Genomic DNA, 19,072 nt, shown 5'->3' with positions numbered 1-19,072 from the left:
GTCGTCCGGGGCGGACCAGGAGTGGGCCGCGAAGCTCGTCCCGGTTGCGGCCTCCCAACCACCGATCGCTCAGATTCCGTGATTGATAACCCGACTTTCGAGCACCCATCATGAGTGAAACTGGGTTAGGCTGCGGGCCATGTGTGGAATCGTGGGATACGCGGGCGCGCGCCCCGCACTCGGCATCGTCCTCGACGGGCTGCGGCGGCTGGAATACCGCGGCTACGACTCGGCAGGCGTCGCGATCGTCTGCGACGACCAGCTGCTGACCGAGAAGAAGGCCGGCAAGCTGGCCAACCTTGAGAAGGTGTTGTCCGAGCGGGCCGCCGACGACCCGACCTCGTGCGCGGCCAGCCCGATCGGCATCGGTGACGGCACCACCGGCATCGGGCACACCCGGTGGGCCACCCACGGCGGCCCCACCGACCGCAACGCCCACCCGCACGTCGCCCCCGACGGGCGGGTCGCGGTGATCCACAACGGCATCATCGAGAACTTCGCCAAGCTCCGCGCCGAGCTGGAGGCCGACGGCGTCCAGTTCACCAGCGACACCGACACCGAGTGCGCCGCGCACCTGCTCGCCGCCGCGCTGGCCGACCTGCGCGCCGCCGGCCAACCGGACAGCCCGCACCTGCTCGCCGCCGGCATGCGCGTGGTCTGCCAGCGACTGGAGGGCGCGTTCACCCTGCTCGCGGTGGACGCCGCCGTGCCCGGTGCGGTCGTCGGCGCCCGGCGCAACTCGCCGCTGGTGGTCGGCCGCGGCGACGGGGAAAACTACCTGGCCAGCGACGTGGCCGCGTTCATCGAGCACACCCGGGAAGCGGTCGAGCTGGGCCAGGACCAGATCGTGCTGATCACCGCTGACAGCATCGAGATCACCGACTTCGAGGGCCAGCCCGCCGCCGGCAAGGACTTCCACATCGACTGGGACTCCTCGGCCGCGGAGAAGGGCGGCTACGACTGGTTCATGCTCAAGGAGATCGAGGAGCAGCCGCAGGCCATCGCCGACACGCTGCTGGGCCGGCTCACCGAGAGCGGTGAGATCGCCCTCGACGAGGTCCGCCTGAGCGACCAGGATCTGCGCGACGTCGACAAGATCTTCATCGTTGCCTGCGGCACGGCGTACCACGCCGGCATGGTCGCCAAGTACGCCATCGAGCACTGGACCCGGATCCCGTGCGAGGTGGAGCTGGCCAGCGAGTTCCGCTACCGCGACCCGGTGCTCGACCGGTCCACGCTGATCGTGGTGATCTCGCAGTCCGGCGAGACGATGGACACGCTGATGGCGTTGCGCCACGCCAAGGAGCAGAAGGCCCGGGTGCTGGCGATCTGCAACACCAACGGCTCGACCATCCCCCGCGAGTCCGACGCCGTGCTCTACACCCACGGTGGGCCGGAGATCGCCGTCGCCTCCACCAAGGCGTTCCTCACCCAGGTCGTCGCCTGCTACCTGATCGGCCTGCACCTGGCCCAGGTGCGCGGGATCAAGTTCGCCGACGAGGTGGGCGCGGTGGTCGCGCAGTTGCAGGAGATTCCGGGCAAGCTGCGTGAGCTGCTCGACCGGATCGAGCCCGTCCGCGAGCTGGCCCGGGAGCTGAAGTCCGAGCCGACGGTGCTGTTCATCGGCCGGCACGTCGGCTACCCGGTGGCCCTGGAGGGCGCGCTGAAACTCAAGGAGCTGGCGTACATGCACGCCGAGGGCTTCGCCGCCGGTGAGCTGAAGCACGGCCCGATCGCCCTGATCGACAAGGGCACCCCGGTCATCTGCGTGGTGCCCTCGCCGGTGGGCCGGGGCATGCTGCACGACAAGGTCGTCTCCAACATCCAGGAGGTCCGGGCTCGTGGCGCGCGGACCATCGTCATCGCGGAGGAGGGTGACGAGGCCGTCGTCCGGTACGCCGATCACCTGATCTACGTGCCGCGTACGCCCACCCTGCTGGCCCCGCTCGTCACCACGGTGCCGTTGCAGGTGCTCGCCGCCGAGATCGCCGCCGCCCGGGGGCACGACGTGGACCAGCCCCGCAACCTGGCCAAGTCGGTGACCGTCGAGTAAGCCTCAGCGGCCCAGTACGACCCGGGCCATCCCGTCCAGCGCGGGATTGCCCGGGTCCCAGTAACCGGTGTGCCCGCCTCGCCCACTGCCGAAGACCCGACCGCCGAACCCGGGGTCCGACGGGTCGTGCCCGAACCACAGCTCGTGCCCGGTCTGGCCCGGCCAGCCCAGCACGGCGGCCAGCGGAGCCGTCCGCAGCAGGGCCCGTCGGCCCAGCTCGTCCGCTGGCTGGGCGGCCCGGATCACGTCGTCGGGGGCGCTGCTCGCCCAGACCTCCCCGGGCGGCACGCCCAGCTCGGCGGCGTGCGACGCGCCGACACCGGGGGAGCCGACGAAGACCAGCGCGTCGGCGGCCAGGCCGTGCTCCCGGGCGGCCACCCCCACCACCAGCGACCCGTAGCTGTGCCCGAGCACGGTGTGCCGCGCCGGTGGCCCCTCGTGGCTGGCGCGCAGCCCCTCCTGGAAGCGGTGCAACGCCGGGCCGGCGTCCCGGGCCTGGCTCGCCGAGGCGGCCTCGGTCAGGAAATCCGGCGCGTCGTAGTCCAACCAGAGCACCGCCGCGCTGCGCTCACCCGGGGCGAGCGCGGCGCACCGGTCCAGCACCCGGGCCGCTCGGCCCAACTCGCCGGTGGCGTCGTCCAGGCCGGCGGTCATCCCCGGCACGTAGGTCAGCACCCGGTCGGCGTGGTCCGGGTCGCCGAGCGCCACCACCGCCCGGCCCTCACCGGCCGGATCCAACCCGAGCAGGTACGCCCGGGGCGCCCCGCCGGTCGTCAGCCGCCCGATCAGCGCGTCCAGGCCGGCCAACCGCCCGGCCACCCCGCGTAACCGGATCGACGTGAGCGGCCCCGGCGGCACCCGGGACAGCAGCCGTCGCCGCTCGGCCAGCAACTCCGCACGCCAGACGTCGAGCCGTAACCGGTTGGCCTGGTCGCGGGCGGCCACCGGCACCCCGTCCAACCGGCCGACCAGGGCCGGCTCGCGCCCGACCAGCCACCGTCGCTGCGCCGGGGTCAACCCGGACCACCAGGCGCTGACCAGCGCGGGCGCGGCACCGGGGGCCGGTCGGCCCGGCGGGGGCGGGGACGCCCAGCCGGTGCCGGCGGCCCTCGCCAGGTCATCCAACCGGTCGGCGGCGACCCGGTCCGCCGCCGCTGCCCCGTCGAGCGCGGCCCGCAGGGCCGCGGCCACCCCTGCCGCTGAGAGGCTGGCCAGGTCGGTGGGCCGAACCCGGGCGGGATCCACCCGCACCCCGCCCGAGCGGTCCACCAGCAGGCCGGCCGCATCGGCCTGGGCGACCGCCTCAGCGAGCCGTGCCTTCGCCACCGTCAGCCGGCCGGCCAACTCGGCCAGCACCTGGTCGACCTCGATCAGCGCGGGTGCGACCGAGGCCAGCTCGTCACGGAGACCGGCGAGTCGAGTGTCCGCCGCCGTGGCTGCCGTGCCCGACCAACCGCCCCGCAACCGCCCGCCGGCCGCGCGCAGCCCGCCGACCCGCCGGTCGAGTGGCCCGGTCAACCCCGCCCACGCCGCCCCGGCGGCCCGCCACCCGTCCGGATCGACAGCCCACAGCTGCCGGTAGCCGACGCTGCTCACCGGGGCAGGGCGGCGAACCGGTCGGCGGCCCGGTCGTCCACCGTCTCGTACGCCTCGGTCGCCGCCCGGACCCCGCCGGAGGTCGCCGCGACCCGGGCGCCCAGCCGGCAGAACCAGGCGTGCCCGGCCGCCTCCAACCCGGCCAGGGCCGCGCCCGCTCGCCACTCGGGCGCCGCCACCACCAGCCCGGGCGACCCCGCGAGGCCCAGCGCCAACCGGCGCGCCTCGTCGTCGAGCAGGACGGCGACCGCCCGCAACTCCTCCGGTCGGACGGCGAACGGCTCGTCGGTCATGACCACACCCCCGTGGACGATCGGCATCGACGCGCTGACGCTAGGCGCGTACCGGAGGTGGCGCGGTGCCCTGTGGACAGCCGACGTCGAGGCGTACCCCGGGGTGTCCACAGGCGTTGCCCAGCGCGGGCCCGACGGCTAATCTGCGGCCTCGACCGCCGGTAGGGTGGTGTGGTGATCGTCGCTGTCGGCATCGACGTCGTCCTGGTCGACCGGTTCGCCCGGGCCCTGGCCCGGACGCCGCTGCTCGCCGACCGGCTCTTCACGGAGGCCGAGCGGCACACCCGTTCCGGCAGCCCGCGCTCGCCCGAGTCGCTCGCCGCCCGGTTCGCCGCCAAGGAGGCGGTGGCCAAGGCGCTCGGCGCTCCGGCCGGGCTGCGCTGGCACGACTGCCAGATCGTGCCCGACCCGGATGGCCGCCCCTGGCTGGCCGTCTCCGGCACGGTCGCGGCGGTGGCCGACGTGCGTGGGGTCAACCACTGGCATCTCTCGTTGTCGCACGACGGCGGGATCGCGTCGGCGATGGTGGTCGCGGAACGATGACGTCGGCCGGGAGGGCCGATCAGGTCCGCCCGCGAACGGAATGGGACACGGTGGCATGAGAACGGTGTGGCGGGTGGCCGACGTACGGGCGGCCGAGGCGGGGTTGATGGGCACGCTGCCGGACGGGACGCTGATGCAGCGGGCCGCCGCCGGCCTGGCCCGCCGCGCCGCGCTCCTGCTCGCCGAGCGGGGCGGCGTCTACGGGGGCCGGGTGCTGCTGCTGGTCGGTTCCGGTGACAACGGCGGCGACGCGCTGTACGCGGGGGAGCGGTTGGCCCGCCGGGGCGTCCAGGTGTCCGCCCTGCTGCTCACCCCCGGGCGGGCGCACGCCGCCGGCCTGGCCGCGCTGCGAGCCGCTGGCGGCCGGCTGGTGCCCGCACCGGCCGGCCCGGTCGACCTGGTCCTCGACGGCATCGTCGGCATCGGTGGCACCGGCGGGCTGCGGGCGAACGCCGACGAGGTGGTCCAGCGCCTCGGCGAACTGCGCGGACGCGACGGGGCGCGGGCCACCGTGCTGGCGGTCGACGTGCCCAGCGGGGTCGCGGTCGACACCGGTAACGTGCCGCTGTCCGCGTCCGGTCGGCCCGTCGCGGTCCGCGCCGACGTGACGGTGGCCTTCGGCGCGCTGAAGCCCGCCCTGGTGGTCGGGCCGGCCGCCGCGCTGGCCGGGCACGTCGAGCTGGTCGACATCGGGCTGCGGCCGTGGCTGCGCGGCACCCCGGCGTTGCGGGTCACCGAGTGGTCCGACCTGGTCGACTGGTGGCCCCAGCTGGGCCCGGCGTCGGAGAAGTACACCCGGGGCGTGGTGGGGGTGGCGACCGGCTCGGCGACCTACCCCGGTGCGGCGGTGCTCTCCGTGGGCGGCGCCCTGGCCGGGCCGACCGGTCTGGTCCGCTACGCCGGCGGCGCCCGCGCCGAGGTGCTGCAGCAGCACCCCTCGGTCATCGCCAGTGGGCGGGTCGCCGACGCGGGCCGGGTGCAGGCCTGGGTCTGCGGCTCCGGGTTGGGCACCGGCGCCGACGCGGCTGCCGAGCTGCGTGCCGTACTCGCCGCCCCGGTGCCTGTGGTCCTCGACGCCGACGCCCTGACCCTGCTGGTGGACGGCTCGCTCGCCGATCGGCTGCGGGGTCGGGACGCGCCCATCGTGGTCACCCCGCACGACCGGGAGTTCACCCGTCTCTGCGGGGAGGAACCGGGCGCCGACCGGGTCGGCGCCGCGCTGCGGCTGGCCGCCTGGATGAACGCCGTGGTGCTGCTCAAGGGCGACCGCACGGTGATCGGCACGCCGGACGGTCGGGCGTACGTCAACCCGACCGGCACCCCGGCGCTGGCCACCGGCGGCACCGGCGACGTGTTGGCCGGGCTGCTCGGCTCCCTGCTGGCGGCCGGGGTACCCGCCGATCGGGCCGCCGCCTCGGCCGCGTACCTGCATGGGCTCGCCGGGCGGGAGGCGGCCCGGGGCGGGCCGGTGACCGCGCCCGACGTGGCGACCGCGTTGCGTCCCGTGCTGGCCCGGCTGGGCTGAACGGGTCGGTTCCGGGTGCGGTGGCCGGATCGCCGCGTCGGGACGTGCGTCGCCGCCCGCGGTGATCACGGCGGAAAGTAGGCTGGGCGCATGTGGCAGGCCGAGGTACGCGTCGATCTTGACGCCATCCGCGAGAACGTGAGCAGGCTCCGCTCCGGCACCACCGCCGAGCTGATGGCGGTGGTGAAGGCCGACGGGTACGGCCACGGCATGCTTCCGGCCGCCCGCGCGGCGCTCGACGCCGGCGCGGACTGGCTCGGCGTCTGCACCCTCGACGAGGCGCTCACGCTGCGCCGGGCCGGGGTGACCGTGCCGGTGCTGGCCTGGCTGCTCGCCCCCGGGTTGCCGCTGCACGAGGGGGTCGGCGCCGGGGTGGACCTGGGCGCGGCCAGTCTGGCGCAACTCGACGAGATGATCGAGGCGAGTCGCCTCGCCGGGCGCCCCGCCCGCCTGCATCTCAAGATCGATACGGGGTTGTCCCGGGGCGGTGCGACAGTCGCCGACTGGCCCGCGCTGCTGGACGCCGCCGGGAAGGCCCAGGCCGACGGCCTGATCGAGGTGGTCGGCGTGTGGAGCCACTTCGTGTACGCGGACTCGCCCGGCCACCCCACCACCGACCGTCAACTGGCCGTCTTCCACGAGGGGCTGGCCATGGCCGAGCGGGCCGGGCTGCGACCGCGCTGGCGGCACCTCGCCAACTCGGCCGCCACCCTGACCCGCCCGGACACCCACTTCGACCTTGTCCGCCCGGGCCTGGCCATCTACGGGCTCTCCCCGGTGGCCGGCGAGACGTACGGGTTGCGGCCGGCGATGACCGCCCGCGCCCGGGTGATGCTCACCAAGCGGGTGCCCGCCGGCACCGGCATCTCCTACGGGCACGCCTACACGACGGAAGCCGACGCGAACCTGGCCGTGGTGCCGCTCGGCTACGCCGACGGGGTTCCCCGGCACGCGTCCAATACCGGGCCGGTGCAGCTCGGCGGCGTACGCCGGACGATCTCGGGGCGGGTCTGCATGGACCAGTTCGTGCTCGACTGCGGCGACGACCCGGTGGCCGACGGCGACGTGGCGACGCTGTTCGGTAGCGGTGCCGATGGCGAGCCGACCGCGGACGACTGGGCCGAGGCCGTGGGCACGATCAACTACGAGATCGTCACCCGGTTCGGCGGCACGCGGGTGCCCCGGGTCTACGACGGCGAGAAACCGTGAGCGTGAGGAGTGAGCCGGGGTTGCGAGCCCCGCAGTCGCGAACCAAGGTGGCGCCGTGAGTTACCGCATTCCGCGTCCACGCACGGCCGCGGGCCGCGTCGCGGGCATCGTCGGCGCGGCGGTCGGGGTGGCCGCAGCGGGTCTGGCGGCCGGGGTCGCGACCGAGCGGACCTTGGTCCGCCGACTCAAGGCCGACCCGGCCGACCGCTACGCGCACGAGACGTTCGACCGGCAGCGGTACGACGAGGCGTTCCGCCTGGAACTGCCGGACGGCACGGACATCCACGTCGAGGTGGTCGAGCCGACCAGACCGGTTCCGGGGCGCCCGACGGTGGTGCTGGTGCACGGCTTCTGCCTGGACATGGGGACGTTCCACTTCCAGCGCCAGATGCTCGCCGCCCGCGGCGACTACCGCATCGTGGCGTACGACCAGCCCGGTCACGGCCGGTCCGGCCGGCTGGAGACCGGGGAGTACGACCTCACGGTGCTCGGCCGGACGCTGCGCCAGGTGATCGACCGCACCGCCCCGGACGGGCCGCTGGTGCTGGTCGGCCACTCGATGGGCGGCATGACCATCATGGCGTTCGCCGAGCTGTTCCCGGAGCTGTTCGGTGACCGGGTGGTGGGCACCGTCCTGATGGCCACGTCGGGCGGGCTCATCGCGGAGACCAAGCTGGTCGCGCCCGCGCTGCTCGGACGGGTCGGTGGCCCGGTGCTCTACATGGTCAGCAACGCCACCCGGTACGGCGGGCCGGTGATCGACAAGGCCCGCAAGTCGACGTCGAACGTGGCCTGGCTGTTGACCCGCAAGTACGGCTTCGGCACCCGCAAGCCCAGCCCGTCGCTGGTGTCCTACGTGGAGACGATGAACTCCCGGACGTCGGCCGACACGGTGACCCGCTACCTGCGGACCCTGGCCACCCACTCGCGCTTTCCGGCGCTGGCGGCGCTGGCGGCGACTCCGGTGCTGGTGGTGGTCGGCGACAAGGACATGATCACTCCGGTGACCCACTCCGAGGAGATCGTCCGCCGGTTGCCGCACGCCGAGTTCGTGAAGATCAAGGACAGCGGCCATGTGGTCATGTTGGAGCACGCGGACGAGGTCAACGCCGCGCTGGCGCGGTTCCTGGAGTCATTGCAGAGCGTGGAGGATCGGTGAGTCACGTCGTCAAGCTGCCTACCGTCGAGGACACTCGGGACTTCGGCCGTCGGTTGGCCGGGCTGCTGCGCGCCGGCGACCTGGTGCTGTTGACCGGCCCGCTGGGCGCCGGCAAGACCGCGCTCACCCAGGGCATCGGCGCCGGGCTCGGCGTCCTCGGGGACATCACCTCGCCGACCTTCGTGATCGCCCGGGTGCACCGCCCCGACCCGGCCCGGGGCGGCCGGGTGGCACTGGTGCACGCCGACGCGTACCGGTTGGGTGACGCCACCGACCCGCGTGCCGAGATCGACGACCTGGACCTCGACGCGTCGGTGGACGACTCGGTGACCGTTGTCGAGTGGGGCGAGGGCCTGGTCGAGCAGTTGGTGGACGCGCACCTGCGGGTTCGCATCGACCGCCGCGACGACGACACCCGCATCGTCGAGCTGGACCCGATCGGCGGCGACTGGGCCCGGCGGCTCGCCGACCTTGGCTAGGTCGGCGGCTGTCGTACCCGATGCCTAGAGTGCGGGGGACCGACCCGCGCTGTGAGAGGTTTCCGATGCCCGACGACGCTCCCGCCCTGGATCTGCTGGCCCTCCTGCCGGAGCAGTGGCGTGCCGTGCTCACCCCGCACCTCGACCCGGCACGCACCGCCGCGCTGGGCGAGTTCGTCGCCCGGGAATACGCGACGCAGACCGTCTTCCCGCCGCTGGAGGACCTGTTCTCGGCATACCGGCTCTGCCCGCCGCAGGGCACCCGGGTGCTCATCCTCGGGCAGGATCCCTACCACCGGGCCGGGCAGGCACACGGGCTGAGCTTCAGCGTTCGTGACGGTGTGACGGTGCCCCCGTCGTTGCGCAACGTCTTCAAGGAGTTGGGCGAGGACGTGGGCGTCCCCAAGCCACGCAGCGGCAACCTCGACGGTTGGGCCGCCCAGGGTGTGCTGCTGCTCAACGCGGTGCTGACCGTCCGTCAGGCCACCCCGGGCTCGCACGCCAACGCAGGCTGGGAAGAGTTCACCGATGCCACCATCCGCGCACTGGACGCGGCACCGGACCGGGTGGTCTTCCTGCTCTGGGGTGGCTACGCCCGTAAGAAGGCCGCGCTGGTCACCAATTCGCAGCACGTGGTACTGGAGGCGGGTCACCCCAGCCCGATGAACCCGCGTGGCTTCCTCGGCAGTCGCCCGTTCAGCGCCGCCAACAAGGCACTGGCCGACGCCGGCCTGCCCACCATCGACTGGGAGCGCACCGCCGGCTGAGCCGGTCATCGACGTCCTGCTGCTGGTCTGGACCGGCACTGGCTCAGCCGTCGCTGGCCAGCTGCCGGTCCCGGTAGCGGCGCAGCAACTCGGCGGCGCGTGGCTCGCTCAGTTCCAGCTCGACGAGCGGCACCACCTGGTAACTCCGCCCACCGTGGCGCACCTCGATCGTCTCGGGCAGCTCGTCGCACATGGTGGCCCTGATTTCCCCGTACCGGGTCGACCACAGGTGTTCGCCCGGCTCTTCGGGCTCCAACCACACCCCGCCGAACTCACCCCAGCGGGCGTTCCACCGCTGACCGTAGTTCGTCTCCAGCCAGCGGGTGAACAGCTTGGCGTCCTGCCAGCGCAGGGCGATCTCCAGGGCGTCGACCGGCACCGGTGCGCCCTGCAGCAGCGCCGCGGCGCATCCGGTGATCACCTGCGGGAAATCGGTGAGCCGATCCAGCAGCCGATCCAACCCCAGCCCGTCGATTCGCTCGGCGATCGGCCGGGCGGCCAAGCCGTCGATCCGGGCGTCGAGGTGCGCGTCCAACGGCTCAACCCCGATGACCAACTGCACATCCATCGCTGCGAGCAACCGCTCCAGCACGGCGATGCTGGGTGCTCGATCGCCGCCTTCGATCCGGGCGACCGTCGCCTGGCTGACTCCGGCCAACTCGGCCAACTCACACTGGCTCAGCTCGCGCGACTGCCGTTGCTGACGGATGGCAGCGCCGAGTAGACCGGTGAGACGAGTGGATGGCATCCCGGGATGCTCGCCCATGCCGGCCATGGCGGAAACCGCTGAGGCGGATTCGCGACTGACGGTCTTCATCCCGGCCCCACAGGCCCGCGGGTGACGTGCCGGCCCCCGGGTGACGCGCCACCCCGTGCCACCGGCGACCGGGGCCATTCTCTGATGAGCGGTATACCTGTGAGTCATAAATATGACTCACAGGTATACCGCTCACTGGGGGATGTCGCCCCTCGCCTCTTCGGGTGGGGCCGCCTGCTGGGTGGGGCCGCCCGCCGGGTCGGGCGGGTGGTCGGTCGTGCCGCCCTGGCAGGTCGGGCCGCCGCAGGTAGGGCCGTGCCGCGGGTCGGACCACGCGACGGCGTCGTGCGGGCGGCTCCTGCGGGCTGCCGCCCCCGCGGGGTAGTGGCGGGGCGTGACCGGGGCGCGGGGCGGGGCGGCTAGGCTGGCTTACCGTGCTCGTACTCGTGGTGGACAGCTCGACCCCCGCGGTCACCGCGGCGCTGGTAGAGGTCTCGGCAGACGGCGTGGCGTCGCGGGCGCACCGGTGCACGGTCGACGCCCGCGCGCACGGTGAGCTGCTCGCGCCCCAGGTGGACGCGGTCCTCGCCGACGCCGACGCGCGCCCGCGTGACCTGACCGCCATCGTCGCCGGGCTCGGCCCGGGGCCGTTCACCGGGCTGCGGGTCGGCCTGGTCACCGCCGCGACAATGGGTCAGGTGCTCGGCATCCCCACGTACGGCGTCTGTTCGCTGGACGCCATCGGCTACCCGGCGGCGTCCGGCGCGCCGGTCCTGGCCGCCAGCGATGCCCGACGCAAGGAGCTCTACTGGGCCGTCTACGACGGCGCCGGCCAGCGGATCGTCGGGCCCGAGGTGTCCGCGCCGGCGGTCGCCGCCGCGCGCGCCCGTGAACTGGGCGCGACGATCGCGGTCGGTGACGGGGCGCACCGGTACGCCGAGGTTCTGGACCTGCCCGTTCGGGTCGAGCCGCGCTACCCGGACGCGACCGTGCTGGCGCTGCTCGCCGCCGAGCGGATCCGGGCGGGCGCGTCCAGTGAGCGGCTCACCCCGCTCTACCTGCGCCGCCCCGACGCGGTGGCGGCGACCGGCCGCAAACCGGTCCTGCCATGACGGCGGTACGGCTCGAACCGTTCCGCTGGTGGCACATCGACGACGTGCTGCCGATCGAGGCGGACCTCTTCGGCGCCGAAAAGTGGTCGCCCGCCATGTTCTGGAGCGAACTCGCCAACGGACACCACTACCGGGTCGCCGTCGACGCGGACGGCTCACTGCTCGGCTACGCCGGGCTCGCCGGCGTTCCGCCGGACGAGGTGTGGGTGCAGAACATCGCCGTCCGCCGGGACGCCCAGCGGCGCGGCGTGGGCCGCGCCCTGCTGGAGGAGTTGCTCGCCGAGGCGGTCCGGCGCGACGCCCGCAGCACCCTGCTGGAGGTCGCCGTGGACAACGCCGCGGCCCAGCGGCTCTACGCGACGTATGGGTTCGAGCCGGTCGGGGTACGGCGCGGCTACTACCAACCGAGCAACACCGACGCGCTGGTCATGCGGCGCGACGCCGAGCCGACCGGAGACGGACCACACGACCATGGCTGACGAACCACTGATCCTGGGAATCGAGACCTCCTGCGACGAGACCGGCGTCGGCATCGTGCGGGGGCACACCCTGCTGGCCGACGCGCTCGCCTCCAGCGTCGAGGAACACGCCCGGTTCGGGGGTGTGGTCCCGGAGGTGGCCAGCCGGGCACACCTGGAGGCCATCGTGCCGACCATGGACCGGGCACTGACCGAGGCCGGCGTCCCGCTGGCCGACATCGACGCGATCGCGGTCACCTCCGGGCCGGGGCTGGCCGGCGCGCTGCTGGTCGGCGTCGCCGCCGCCAAGGGGTACGCGGTCGCCGCCGAGAAACCCATCTACGGCGTCAACCACCTCGCCGCCCACGTCGCGGTGGACACCCTTGAGCACGGCCCACTGCCCGAACCCGCCATCGCGCTCCTGGTGTCCGGCGGCCACTCGTCCCTCCTGCTCGTCGACGACCTGGCCCGGGGTGTCACCCCACTGGGCGCCACCATCGACGACGCGGCCGGGGAAGCGTTCGACAAGGTCGCCCGGCTACTCGGACTGCCGTTCCCGGGTGGTCCGCCCATCGACCGGGAGGCCCGGGCCGGCGATGCCGCCTCCATCGCCTTCCCCCGCGGCCTGACCGCCGCGAAGGACCTGGCCGCCCACCGGTACGACTTCTCGTTCTCGGGCCTGAAGACGGCGGTGGCGCGGTGGGTCGAGGCCCGTCAGCGTGCCGGCGAGACGGTGCCGGTGGCCGACGTGGCCGCGTCCTTCCAGGAGGCGGTCTGTGACGTACTGACCAGCAAGGCGCTTGCCGCGTGCCGCGCGCAGGGCATCGAGACCCTGGTCATCGGCGGGGGAGTGGCGGCGAACTCGCGGCTGCGGGCGATGGCCGAGCAGCGAGCCGAGAAGTACGGCATCCAGGTCCGGGTACCCCGGCCGAAGCTGTGCACCGACAACGGCGCGATGGTGGCCGCGCTCGGTTCGCACCTGGTCGCCGCCGGGGTCGCTCCGAGCCGACTGGACCTGCCAGCCGACTCGGCACTGCCGTTGACCACGGTCAGCGTGTGACGGGCGCGGCGGACATGATCGTGCGGATGTGGGAAGCGCGCGCCGAGGCGTACGGGGTCGCCGACCTGATCACCTGGGTGTGCGACACCGCCCTGCCCGAGTTGGAGCACGACCCGCTGCACGTCTCCAGCGAGGTCTTCTCCTCCACCGACCACCGCGTGGTGGTGATCTCCAAGTGGCGCAGCAGCCCGCGCCCGCTGCCGGACCCGCCAGCCCTGCTGGTGGCCCGCGCCCCGCACTCCTGGGATTTCACCCAGGTCGACCGCTGACGCGAGCCACCATCCAGGCCACCGCTGACTGGTCAGCTGCGGCGCAACATCCGGTAGGTGGCGATTCCGCCCGTGCCCAGCGCGGCGAGGAAGACCAGCCAGACGACGGTGCTGCTGACTCCGACCTGCGGGCCGGCGTTGGCGGAGGCGGCGGCCAAGAGCCCGTCCTCACCCGGGGCGGGCAGCGCGGCCGGCGGCAGCTCCGGCCAACGGACCAACCCGGTGCTCTCCAGCATCTGCATGTGGTGCATCACGAAGCCGTTGGCGTCGTCGCAGAGCTTGCGGACCGTGGCGTCCCGGGTGCTGGCCCGCACCGCCCCGATCACCGGGAAGATCTTGCCGTGGGCGACCCGGAGCCGGGTGACGAAGATCTGGTCGAACCGAGCGCCGGAGGCCTTCTGCATCTCGGCCAGCCAGCCCTTCTGCTCGGCGGTCGGCTCGCTGGGAATGCTCGCGCCCAACTTGTTGGCCGCGTCGACGACCAACTGGTCGAGCCGCTGGTGCTCGCTGGCGATGCCGGCGCCGATCTCCCGGACCTTCGCCGACTGTCCCTTCTCGGCGGCCATCTGGCCGGCTGGCATCTCCCACAGCCCGGCCAGACGCACCCCGTTGAGCAGCGTCATGTCGGCGGCGTTGAGCTGCTGGCCGCCACCACCGGCGGGCGCGGCGACGGCCACGCCGGGCAGCACACCGACCCCCGCGATGATCGCGATGAGCAGCATCGCCGCTCGGTGGGTCCGGGTGCCCAGTCGGCGATGGGGGGATCTGAGCGGTGCCATGTCTGTGGTGCCTCCTCGGTCCGGACCGGAACGCGTCTGGACCGGGCAGCCGTACCCTGCCGGTTGCCCGTCCGCCCACTGGTACGGACTGATCGCGCGATCAGTTCATCGCGCAGCGACCCGGATCAGCGGGTGACGGCGAGCAGGCCGCCGAGCAGCAGCAAGGTGAGCGCCGCGGCGGCGAAGACCATCAGCAGCTCCTGACGCCCGCGCTCGACGCGGCCGACGCCGGCGGCCGGGTCGGGCAGGGGCGGCAGGTCGCGGGTCAGCGCGGCCAGGTCACCGAGGGTGCGTGCCGTCCACACGGCACCCGCCCGGTCGGAGAACTCGTCAAGCGTCAGCCGGCCCGCCGCGGTGTGCTGGTGCAGCGCGGCGACCACCCGGTTTCGGTCGTCGTCGGAGGCGCGCAGCTCGACATCCACGCCGGACAGCGTACGCGGATCAGCCCACGTCGAGGGGGTCGGCGAGCAGCCGTTCGAAGGCCAGCTCGGCGGCACCGATCAGGGGCGCGTCCGCACCCAGTTTCGGTGTACGCAGCCGGACGTGCTCCAGGCAGGCGCCGAGCGCGTTGGAGTTGAGCCGGCTGCGGATCTGGGCCGCCGCCGCGAGGTAGAGGTCACGCATGGTGCCGCCGAAGATGACCATCTCGGGGTTGAAGATGTTCACCAGGTTGGCGACCCCGAAGCCGAGCCAGTCGCCGGCCTGGCGGACCGCCGTCTGGGCTCGGGCGTCCCCCCGGTCGGCGGCGTCGAAGACGGCCAGCAGCGCGTCGCGGCCACGGGCGTCGGAGCGTCCGGCAGCGCGCAGGAGACCGTGCTCGCCGATCTCGGTCTCCCAGCAGCCCCGGGAGCCGCACTCACAGGGCCTGCCGTCGCGGACCACCTTCATGTGGCCGACCTCGCCGCCGTAGCCGCCGTGCCCGGTCAGCCGGCGCCCACCGGCGATGATGCCGGCACCCACGCCGACGTCGCCGTACAGGTAGAGGACGTTGTCGCAACCTGCCGCCACACCCCGTGCGTGCTCGGCGAACGCGGCGACGTCGGCGACGTTGCCCACGGTGATCGGTACGTCGATGCCCAACTCGTCGGCGAGGGCCGCGCCGATCGGCTCGTCCACCCAACCGGTGGTGGGACCGAGGCGGACCAGGCCGTCGTCCCGGCGGACCATGCCGCAGACCGCGACGCCGGCACCGACGCAGATCGCGTCCGCCGGCACCAACTGCTGCATCTCCTTGACCGCGCCGGCCAGCAGCGGCGCGGCCTCCGCGGCCAGCAGGCCGCGCGGTCGGTCCAGGTCCCGGCGGTCCAGGACCGCGCCGCCCAGCCCGATCCGGGCCGCGCGCAGTCGGTCCACCTCCACGGAGTACGCGTACGCGTAGACCCGGGCCGACTCGGGCCGGACGACAAGTGACGGTCGTCCGGCCCGGCCGGTCTCCTTCGGTGCCCCTTCGCTGACCAGCCCCACCGCGGACAGGTCGGCGGTGAGCGCGCCGATGGTGCTGCGGTTGAGACCCAGCGTGGTGGTCAGTTCGGCACGCGTGGTCGCCCCGTGGACGTGCACGTGCCGCAGCAGGGCCCCGAGGTTCTGCCGTCGGACGTCATCCTGGCTTGGTCCTGGGCGCATGCTGGTGCTACCTCCCGCGCGGTCAGCGGGTGCCGGTGGCTGCCGCGCGGCGGCGGGAGAGCGCGTCGACGCTGGCGGCGAGCAGCAGTACGACGCCGGTGACCACGTACTTGACTCCCGCGCTGTACCCCATGAGGCCCATTCCGTTTTCGATGACCGCGACCACCGCGCCGCCGAGCACGGCGTCGAGGACGCGGCCCTTGCCACCGAAGAGGCTGGTGCCGCCGATCACCGCTGCGCCGACCGCGTAGAGCAGTACGTTACTGCCCCCCGTGTTCGGGTCGACCGAGTTGGCCCGGCTGGCCGCCACGATTCCGCCGATGGCGGCCATCGACGAGCAGATCACGAAGACGGAGATCCGGATCCGGTCGACCTCGATGCCGGCCCGGCGGGCCGCTTCCCGGTTGCCGCCCACGGCGTAGATGTGCCGGCCGTAGCTGGTGCGTTGGAGCACGAAGGTCCAGATGATCAGCAGCACCGCGATGACCGGCACCACGATCGGCACACCCTTGAGCGAGACGATGAGGACGTTGCGGCTGCGCTCCAGGTTGAGCACGTACACCGCGGTGCCGAGGATGACGGCGAGCCCGCCGATCCGCAGCGCCACCACCGCGAGCGGGTCGGTGATCAGACCACGGGCCGCCCGGTTACGGTGGCGCAGCAGTTGCACCGCCGCGTAGCCCACGACGGCGACGGCGGTCAGCGCCCAGCCCAGCGCGGGGGCGAGGTTGCGGTTGGCGATGGCGACCAGCACCTCGTCGCGGACGGAGATGTTGGTGCCCTCCTGCACGAGCAGCAACACGACGCCCTGGAAGGCGAGGAAGCCGGCGAGGGTGACCACGAAGGACGGAATGCCGATCTTCGCGACCAGCATCCCGAGCGTGGTGCCGATGACCACACCGGTGGCGACCGCGGCGAGGACGGCAACCCACCAGGGGTAGCCGAGCACGGTGACCACATTGGCCAGTACCGCCGCGCAGACGCCGCTGGCGAAGCCGGCGGAGAGGTCGATCTCGCCGAGCAGCAGCACGAAGACCAGGCCCATCGCGATGAGCGTGACCGCCGCGCCCTGGGTGAAGAGGTTCGCGAAGTTGCCGGCCGACAGGAACGACGTCGGCCGCATGATCGCGAAGACGGTGCAGAGCACGATCAGGCCGAGCACGGCCGGTAGCGCGCCGACGTCGCCACCGCGTACCCGGCTCACGTAGTTGCGGACGTGGCTCCCGACGGTCGGCGGCGGTGTGACAGCCGCGGGGCCGTCCTTCCGCACGGCGGTGGTGGTCATCGGACGCCTCCTGAGATCGAGTCGGCCGGCTGCGGGCCGTCGCCGTTGCTGCCCGGGTCGGTGGCGAGACCGAGCCCGCCCGAGCGCCCGGCGGTGATCAGCTCAACCACCTGGGCGTGGGTGATGTCGGTGGTCTTCACCTGGGCGACCATCTGGCCGAGGTACAGCGCGGCGATCCGGTCGGAGACGGCGAAGACGTCGTTCATGTTGTGCGAGATGAGCACCACTGCCAGGCCGTTGTCGGCGAGGCGGCGGACGAGTTCGAGGACCTGGGCGGTTTGTGCCACGCCCAGGGCGGCGGTCGGCTCGTCCAGGATGACGAGCTTGCTGTTCCACAGCACCGCCTTGGCGATGGCCACGGTCTGGCGCTGACCGCCGGAGAGGCTGGAGACGTGCTGGCGAAGCGAGGTGACGGTGCGGATGGAGAGCCCCGCCAGGGTCTCGGCGGCGAGCTGTTCCATTGTCGGCTCGTCCAGGACGATGCCGCTGTGCTTCTCCCGGCCGAGGAACATGTTCTGCACGATGTCCAGGTTGTCGCAGAGCGCGAGGTCCTGGTAGACGACCTCGATGCCGAGCGTGGCGGCGTCGCGGGGACTGCCGATGTGCACCTGTTCGCCGTTGAACAGGACCTCACCGGCGTCCGTGGGGTAGATGCCGCTGATGCACTTCACCAGGGTCGACTTGCCGGCGCCGTTGTCGCCGACCAGTGCGGTCACTTCGCCCGGGTGGACGCTCAGGGCGACGTCGCGGAGCACCTGGACGGGACCGAAGCTCTTGTCGATCCCGCGAAGTTCCAGCAGGGGAGTCGCGGACACGGGGGTCTCCTTCTTAAGGGAGGGGCGGGGCCCGTCCGGCGGGCGCCGCCCGGCACGGGAGGGTGCTCCCGTGCCGGGCGGCGATGGTCGTCCCGGCGGGTACTGCGGCGTCGGTCAGCTGATGCCGGCGCCGGCGCAGAGCTTGGCGTACGCGTCGGCGCAGATCTGCTCCTTGGTCACGTAGCCGTCGGCGATGACGTCCTTGACGTTGTCCTTGTAGATGGCCTTCGGGGTGAGCAGCACCGAGGGGACGTCCCGGCCACCCTCCGGGTCCTTCACCGTCTGGCCGGTGTCCTTCTTCTCGCCCTTGGCCAGTGCGATGGCCAGGTCGGACGCGGCCTTGGCCTCTTCCCGGACGGCCTTGTAGACGGTCATGCACTGGTCACCGGCGATGATGTTCTGCAGGCCCTCCACGCTGGCGTCCTGGCCGGTCACCGGCACCTTGCCGTTGAGCTTGTTCTTCTTCAGGATCGAGATGGCGGCGTTGCCGAGAGTGTCGTTGGCGGCCAGCACGCCGTCGATCTTGCCCTTGGTCGCGGTGAGCTGCTGCTCGAAGATGGTCGCGGCGGTGGGGCCGTCCCAGCCCGGCACGGCGTCGTCCGGGCCCTTGGTGTACTCCTTGGAGTCGAACTTCGGCTTGAGTACCGAGTCGTAGCCGGCCTTGAACAGGGTGGCGTTGTTGTCGGTGGGGGAGCCGTTCAGGTACGCCACGACGGGGTTCTTGGCGCCCTTGTCGGTCAGGCACTTCGCCAGACCCTCGCCCTGGAGCTTCCCGACGGTCTCGTTGTCGAAGCTGACGTAGTACTGGGCGGAGCCGCCGAGGGTGAGCCGGTCGTAGTCGATGGTGGCGACGCCCTGCGACTTGGCCTTGTCGAGTACGGCCTTACCGGTGCCGGAGTCCAGGTTGACGATCATGAGGGCGGTGACGCCGCTAGTGATCATCTGGTCGGCGATGGTCTGGAATGCGGCCTTGTCGTTCTGGGCGTTCTGGATGTCGTACTTGACGTTGGCGGCCTTGAACGCCTCCTCCAGGAAGCGACGGTCCGCCGTCTCCCAGCGGGGGGAGGACTTGCTGTCCGGAAGGATCACGCCGATCTTGGGAGTCTTTTTGGAGTCGGCCGAGCCGGTGCCGGAGTCGTCGCTGCAGGCGGTCAAGCCGCCGGTCGTGAGCAGGCCCACGGCGGCGATGGTGAGGATCCCCTTACGCATGTGCAGGGTCCTTTCGGAGGTGGGGGAGGTGTTGTTTTGTTGTGTCCGGCAACGTATTTCGCGTCACACCGGCTCCACAAG

Annotated in this window: 21 protein-coding genes; 12 read left to right on the top strand and 9 right to left on the bottom strand. The window is 72.7% G+C overall.

Going from position 1 to position 19,072, the window contains the following annotated elements; all coding sequences use genetic code 11:
• The first annotated feature begins 139 nt into the window (after positions 1 to 139).
• Positions 140 to 2,053, top strand: a complete 1,914-nt coding sequence (gene glmS / locus ACIBD9_RS13885; protein WP_396717470.1) for a glutamine--fructose-6-phosphate transaminase (isomerizing) — start codon at positions 140 to 142, stop codon at positions 2,051 to 2,053.
• Between the two features lie 3 nt (positions 2,054 to 2,056).
• Here glmS and ACIBD9_RS13880 read toward each other — a convergent pair whose 3' ends face one another.
• Together ACIBD9_RS13880 and ACIBD9_RS13875 are read right to left on the bottom strand one after the other, a co-directional pair.
• On the bottom strand, positions 2,057 to 3,649 hold the full coding sequence (locus ACIBD9_RS13880) for an alpha/beta hydrolase (RefSeq protein WP_396717468.1): 1,593 nt from the start codon (positions 3,647 to 3,649) through the stop codon (positions 2,057 to 2,059).
• A complete protein-coding gene (locus tag ACIBD9_RS13875; RefSeq protein WP_396717465.1) occupies positions 3,646 to 3,942 on the bottom strand; it encodes a hypothetical protein in 297 nt (98 codons plus the stop codon). The genes ACIBD9_RS13880 and ACIBD9_RS13875 overlap by 4 nt, the downstream gene beginning before the upstream one ends.
• Between ACIBD9_RS13875 and ACIBD9_RS13870 the strand changes: the two genes are divergently transcribed.
• The 7 genes from ACIBD9_RS13870 to ung all read left to right on the top strand — a co-directional run bounded on the left by ACIBD9_RS13870 (position 3,941) and on the right by ung (position 9,624).
• On the top strand, positions 3,941 to 4,084 hold the full coding sequence (locus tag ACIBD9_RS13870) for a hypothetical protein (protein WP_396717463.1): 144 nt from the start codon (positions 3,941 to 3,943) through the stop codon (positions 4,082 to 4,084). The two genes, ACIBD9_RS13875 and ACIBD9_RS13870, sit on opposite strands and share 2 nt — an antisense overlap.
• Before the next feature lie 32 nt (positions 4,085 to 4,116).
• A complete protein-coding gene (locus ACIBD9_RS13865) occupies positions 4,117 to 4,485 on the top strand; it encodes a holo-ACP synthase (RefSeq protein WP_396717461.1) in 369 nt (122 codons plus the stop codon).
• Positions 4,486 to 4,540: 55 nt separating this feature from the next.
• Entirely contained in the window at positions 4,541 to 6,010 is a 1,470-nt protein-coding gene (locus tag ACIBD9_RS13860; RefSeq protein ID WP_396717458.1) for an NAD(P)H-hydrate dehydratase, read from the top strand.
• A gap of 90 nt (positions 6,011 to 6,100) precedes the next feature.
• Entirely contained in the window at positions 6,101 to 7,219 is a 1,119-nt protein-coding gene (alr, locus tag ACIBD9_RS13855) for an alanine racemase (protein ID WP_396717455.1), read from the top strand.
• Between the two features lie 55 nt (positions 7,220 to 7,274).
• A complete protein-coding gene (locus ACIBD9_RS13850; protein ID WP_396717452.1) occupies positions 7,275 to 8,378 on the top strand; it encodes an alpha/beta fold hydrolase in 1,104 nt (367 codons plus the stop codon).
• The gene (gene tsaE, locus ACIBD9_RS13845) at positions 8,375 to 8,857 is read left to right on the top strand and encodes a tRNA (adenosine(37)-N6)-threonylcarbamoyltransferase complex ATPase subunit type 1 TsaE (RefSeq protein WP_112584898.1); all 483 of its coding nucleotides are present in this window, start codon (positions 8,375 to 8,377) and stop codon (positions 8,855 to 8,857) included. The genes ACIBD9_RS13850 and tsaE overlap by 4 nt, the downstream gene beginning before the upstream one ends.
• A gap of 65 nt (positions 8,858 to 8,922) precedes the next feature.
• Positions 8,923 to 9,624 (top strand): uracil-DNA glycosylase, encoded by a 702-nt coding sequence (gene ung, locus ACIBD9_RS13840; RefSeq protein ID WP_396717450.1) that lies wholly within the window; start codon positions 8,923 to 8,925, stop codon positions 9,622 to 9,624.
• A gap of 43 nt (positions 9,625 to 9,667) precedes the next feature.
• Here ung and ACIBD9_RS13835 read toward each other — a convergent pair whose 3' ends face one another.
• Positions 9,668 to 10,372: a helix-turn-helix domain-containing protein gene (locus tag ACIBD9_RS13835; RefSeq protein ID WP_396717447.1), complete on the bottom strand. Its 705-nt coding sequence runs from the start codon at positions 10,370 to 10,372 to the stop codon at positions 9,668 to 9,670.
• A gap of 443 nt (positions 10,373 to 10,815) precedes the next feature.
• On the opposite strand from ACIBD9_RS13835, the gene tsaB reads away from it, so the two are divergent.
• The 4 genes from tsaB to ACIBD9_RS13815 are packed head-to-tail and all read left to right on the top strand — an operon-like array spanning position 10,816 to position 13,280.
• Positions 10,816 to 11,493 (top strand): tRNA (adenosine(37)-N6)-threonylcarbamoyltransferase complex dimerization subunit type 1 TsaB, encoded by a 678-nt coding sequence (gene tsaB / locus ACIBD9_RS13830; protein WP_366633394.1) that lies wholly within the window; start codon positions 10,816 to 10,818, stop codon positions 11,491 to 11,493.
• Positions 11,490 to 11,972 carry a ribosomal protein S18-alanine N-acetyltransferase gene (rimI, locus tag ACIBD9_RS13825; RefSeq protein WP_396717444.1) on the top strand — a complete coding sequence of 161 codons (483 nt, stop codon included), beginning with the start codon at positions 11,490 to 11,492 and terminating at the stop codon, positions 11,970 to 11,972. Before tsaB ends, rimI begins: the two co-directional genes overlap by 4 nt.
• On the top strand, positions 11,965 to 13,011 hold the full coding sequence (gene tsaD, locus ACIBD9_RS13820) for a tRNA (adenosine(37)-N6)-threonylcarbamoyltransferase complex transferase subunit TsaD (RefSeq protein ID WP_396717441.1): 1,047 nt from the start codon (positions 11,965 to 11,967) through the stop codon (positions 13,009 to 13,011). Before rimI ends, tsaD begins: the two co-directional genes overlap by 8 nt.
• 14 nt (positions 13,012 to 13,025) lie before the next feature.
• Complete coding sequence (locus tag ACIBD9_RS13815) at positions 13,026 to 13,280, top strand: hypothetical protein (protein WP_039906914.1); 255 nt, start codon at positions 13,026 to 13,028, stop codon at positions 13,278 to 13,280.
• Between the two features lie 32 nt (positions 13,281 to 13,312).
• Here ACIBD9_RS13815 and ACIBD9_RS13810 read toward each other — a convergent pair whose 3' ends face one another.
• The 6 genes from ACIBD9_RS13810 to ACIBD9_RS13785 form a co-directional block, all read right to left on the bottom strand.
• Positions 13,313 to 14,059 carry a DUF4142 domain-containing protein gene (locus ACIBD9_RS13810; RefSeq protein WP_396717438.1) on the bottom strand — a complete coding sequence of 249 codons (747 nt, stop codon included), beginning with the start codon at positions 14,057 to 14,059 and terminating at the stop codon, positions 13,313 to 13,315.
• A gap of 125 nt (positions 14,060 to 14,184) precedes the next feature.
• Positions 14,185 to 14,481, bottom strand: a complete 297-nt coding sequence (locus ACIBD9_RS13805) for a DUF1707 domain-containing protein (RefSeq protein ID WP_396717436.1) — start codon at positions 14,479 to 14,481, stop codon at positions 14,185 to 14,187.
• Between the two features lie 19 nt (positions 14,482 to 14,500).
• Entirely contained in the window at positions 14,501 to 15,682 is a 1,182-nt protein-coding gene (locus tag ACIBD9_RS13800) for an ROK family protein (RefSeq protein ID WP_387169338.1), read from the bottom strand.
• 22 nt (positions 15,683 to 15,704) lie between these two features.
• On the bottom strand, positions 15,705 to 16,967 hold the full coding sequence (locus tag ACIBD9_RS13795) for a sugar ABC transporter permease (RefSeq protein ID WP_396717433.1): 1,263 nt from the start codon (positions 16,965 to 16,967) through the stop codon (positions 15,705 to 15,707).
• Positions 16,964 to 17,782 (bottom strand): ATP-binding cassette domain-containing protein, encoded by an 819-nt coding sequence (locus ACIBD9_RS13790; protein WP_007465114.1) that lies wholly within the window; start codon positions 17,780 to 17,782, stop codon positions 16,964 to 16,966. Before ACIBD9_RS13790 ends, ACIBD9_RS13795 begins: the two co-directional genes overlap by 4 nt.
• Before the next feature lie 114 nt (positions 17,783 to 17,896).
• The gene (locus ACIBD9_RS13785) at positions 17,897 to 18,991 is read right to left on the bottom strand and encodes a sugar ABC transporter substrate-binding protein (protein ID WP_396717428.1); all 1,095 of its coding nucleotides are present in this window, start codon (positions 18,989 to 18,991) and stop codon (positions 17,897 to 17,899) included.
• Between the last annotated feature and the right edge of the window lie 81 nt (positions 18,992 to 19,072).

Source organism: Micromonospora sp. NPDC050784 (assembly GCF_044456765.1).
Taxonomy (GTDB): Bacteria; Actinomycetota; Actinomycetes; order Mycobacteriales; family Micromonosporaceae; genus Micromonospora; species Micromonospora foliorum.
This window is presented reverse-complemented; position numbering and strand designations above follow the sequence as displayed.

Bases quoted from the DNA above. Each gene is read 5' to 3' on its own strand.
- glmS (WP_396717470.1), top strand. From the start codon at position 140: ATGTGTGGAATCGTGGGATACGCGGGCGCGCGCCCCGCACTCGGCATC.
- ACIBD9_RS13870 (WP_396717463.1), top strand. From the start codon at position 3,941: ATGACCACACCCCCGTGGACGATCGGCATCGACGCGCTGACGCTAGGC.
- ACIBD9_RS13875 (WP_396717465.1), bottom strand. From the start codon at position 3,942: ATGACCGACGAGCCGTTCGCCGTCCGACCGGAGGAGTTGCGGGCGGTC.
- ACIBD9_RS13860 (WP_396717458.1), top strand. From the start codon at position 4,541: ATGAGAACGGTGTGGCGGGTGGCCGACGTACGGGCGGCCGAGGCGGGG.
- alr (WP_396717455.1), top strand. From the start codon at position 6,101: ATGTGGCAGGCCGAGGTACGCGTCGATCTTGACGCCATCCGCGAGAAC.
- ung (WP_396717450.1), top strand. From the start codon at position 8,923: ATGCCCGACGACGCTCCCGCCCTGGATCTGCTGGCCCTCCTGCCGGAG.
- ACIBD9_RS13835 (WP_396717447.1), bottom strand. From the start codon at position 10,372: ATGCCATCCACTCGTCTCACCGGTCTACTCGGCGCTGCCATCCGTCAG.
- rimI (WP_396717444.1), top strand. From the start codon at position 11,490: ATGACGGCGGTACGGCTCGAACCGTTCCGCTGGTGGCACATCGACGAC.
- tsaD (WP_396717441.1), top strand. From the start codon at position 11,965: ATGGCTGACGAACCACTGATCCTGGGAATCGAGACCTCCTGCGACGAG.
- ACIBD9_RS13815 (WP_039906914.1), top strand. From the start codon at position 13,026: ATGATCGTGCGGATGTGGGAAGCGCGCGCCGAGGCGTACGGGGTCGCC.
- ACIBD9_RS13810 (WP_396717438.1), bottom strand. From the start codon at position 14,059: ATGGCACCGCTCAGATCCCCCCATCGCCGACTGGGCACCCGGACCCAC.
- ACIBD9_RS13800 (WP_387169338.1), bottom strand. From the start codon at position 15,682: ATGCGCCCAGGACCAAGCCAGGATGACGTCCGACGGCAGAACCTCGGG.
- ACIBD9_RS13795 (WP_396717433.1), bottom strand. From the start codon at position 16,967: ATGACCACCACCGCCGTGCGGAAGGACGGCCCCGCGGCTGTCACACCG.
- ACIBD9_RS13785 (WP_396717428.1), bottom strand. From the start codon at position 18,991: ATGCGTAAGGGGATCCTCACCATCGCCGCCGTGGGCCTGCTCACGACC.